General features: G+C 74.8%; 3 protein-coding genes. All 3 read left to right on the top strand.

Features of this window, described 5'->3' with window-relative positions; genetic code table 11:
• Nucleotides 1–895: type VII secretion protein EccE (eccE, locus tag HW445_RS27730; RefSeq protein WP_180223611.1), on the top strand; the 895-nt coding region annotated here is incomplete at its 5' end.
• Entirely contained in the window at nucleotides 892–1,593 is a 702-nt protein-coding gene (locus HW445_RS27725; protein ID WP_180223610.1) for a hypothetical protein, read from the top strand. The genes eccE and HW445_RS27725, both read left to right, overlap by 4 nt.
• Nucleotides 1,594–1,718: 125 nt before the next feature.
• Nucleotides 1,719–2,238 (top strand): SCO5717 family growth-regulating ATPase (locus tag HW445_RS27720; protein WP_308800026.1); only part of this gene is annotated, 520 nt, incomplete at its 3' end.

Here is a 2,238-nt window from a genome sequence, read left to right as displayed (position 1 = left end):
CTACGGCGGCCGGGACCGGCGGCCGGTGGGCCTGGTCGGCGACGGCACCTTCCTCACGGCGGTGCTCCAGGTGGAGGCGGACGCCACCGCGCTGCGCGCCGAGCGGAGCCGTCGTCCGCTGCCGCTGGCGCTGGTCGGTGACGCCCTCGAGGTGGACGACATCCGGCTGGAGTCCGCCCAGATCCTGCTGCACACCCAGCCCGCCCCGGCGCTGCACCTGCCGCAGCAGTCGGTGGCCGTCACCAACTACGCGCCGCTCCAAGCCAGTACGGGCGCTCCCGCGGTGCGGATCACCTGGATCGCGCTCAAGCTGGACCCGGAACTGTGCGCGGAGGCGGTGGCCGCGCGCGGCGGCGGGGTGACCGGTGCGCAGAAGTGCGTGGTGCGGGCCGCGGATCACCTGGCCAGCCGGCTGACCGGTGCCGGGTTCCGGGTGAACGTGCTGGACGAGGAGGAAGTGGTCGCGGCGATGGCGACCTCGGCCTGTGCCAATCCCCTGGTCACCGCGGAGGCGGGCCGCACGGAGGTACGGGAGCGCCGCACCGAGGAGTCGGCCCGCAACTGGCGGTGCGACAACCGCCGTCACACCGCGTACTGGGTGCGCCGCTGGCCCTCCTTGGGCGGGCGGGGCGTCACTCTGCCGCAGCTGGTGGCCGAGCTGACGGCGGTGCCCGCGCTGGCCACCACCTTCAGTCTCACCCTGGCCCGCGGCGACGGGCAGGCGGTGGCGCTGACCGGGCACCTGCGGGTGACCGGCCGCAGCGCCGAGGAACTCACCTCCGCACGCCGGGCGTTGCAGGACGCGGCGCGTCGCGCGGGCGTCGGTCTGGCCAGGCTGGACCGGGAGCAGCTGCCCGGCGTGCTCGCCACTCTGCCGCTGGGAGGCACCCGGTGATCAGTCGCGGTTCGGGCCTGCTGGGCCCCCGGCACGGTCGGCACAGCGTGCCCTTGGAGCAGTTGGGGTCGCTGACGCTGCCGATCGGCGACGACGGCGTGGTGATCGGCGTGGACGCGGAGGGCCAGCCTGCCGTCCTGGGGCTCAACCGCCCCACCCCGTACGACATCGTGCTGATCGGCAGCCTGTGGACGACCCAGGTGCTGGCGCTGCGTGCCGCCGCGACCGGTGCGCGGGTGGCCGTGGAGACCGGTCGTCCGCAGGCGTGGATGCAGATGGTGCACGCCATGGGCGGCGGGCAGAACGGGCTGTCGGTGTACGACGTGGGCCGGGTGCCGCCCCAGGGCGCGTCGGCGGGCAGTCCGGTGCTGGTGGTGCGGGACTGCGGCATGCGGCCGCCGCGCGGACGGGTGGTGGCCGGCCCCTGGCAGGCCGTGCTGACCCTGCTGCCGTACCTGTCTCCGGTGGCGCCGCGGCTGATGCGTCAGGCCCGGCTGGTGGGCGTCCAGCGGCTGTCTCCGGACGAAGCCGCCGAAACCGGGCGGGCGTTGGCGCTTCCGCGCGGTGACGTGGACTCGCTGCCGACGCTGGCCGACGGCGTCACCCTGTGGTGCGCGGACCGGGACCGTCAGTACGTGATGACGCAACCCACGGACGCCGAGGTCGGGTTGCTGGGTACGCCGCGGCGCATGGACTGAGGCGACCGGGGGGCCGTCCGGTCCTTCGCGGGCCTTCCCCGCTTTCCACCGGCCGACGGGCCTGCCGTTCCGGCGACCGGGGTGATTAGGGTGGGGTGCCTGCGCTCGACCAACCAGGAGGAATTGTGAACAGCGATCGGGATGGTATCCACGGGGGTTGGACCACACCGGGCGATGACCAGTCCGACGCGGAGTCCGCCGTCGAGACGACGGGCGAGTTCACCATCGACTACGACACGCCTGCCTGGTACCGGGAGAACGCCGGCGGTGCCGCCGACTCCGCGGAGGAGTCCGCGTCCTGGGAGCCGTCGGAGCCGGTGGGGCCGTCGGCTCCGGCCGATCCGCCGCCTCCTGCCGCTCCTTCTCCCTCGCCCGCCCCTCCCGCTCCTCCCGCCCCTCCCACTCCGCCCGCTCCTTCCGCCCCTTCCTTCCCTTCGACCGCGGTTCCCGGGGCGCCGGGTGGCGACCTGCCGTTCGGCGGCGGACAGTTGGAGAGCGGCGCGACGATGCGGATCTCGGCGGCCGCTCTGCGGCAGGAGATCGAGGAGCGCGCCGCCGCGGCGGTGGAGGCGGTGTCCGGCGAGCACGCTGGCGAGCGGGCCACGGGCGCGGGCGAGGGCCTCCCTGCACCCGGTGACGGGGTGT

Source organism: Streptomyces sp. UH6 (assembly GCF_013421635.1).
In the GTDB taxonomy this organism is placed as follows: Bacteria; Actinomycetota; Actinomycetes; order Streptomycetales; family Streptomycetaceae; genus Streptomyces; species Streptomyces abyssomicinicus.
The sequence above is the reverse complement of the archived record's forward strand: the minus strand, read 5'-3'. Positions and strand labels throughout refer to the sequence as shown.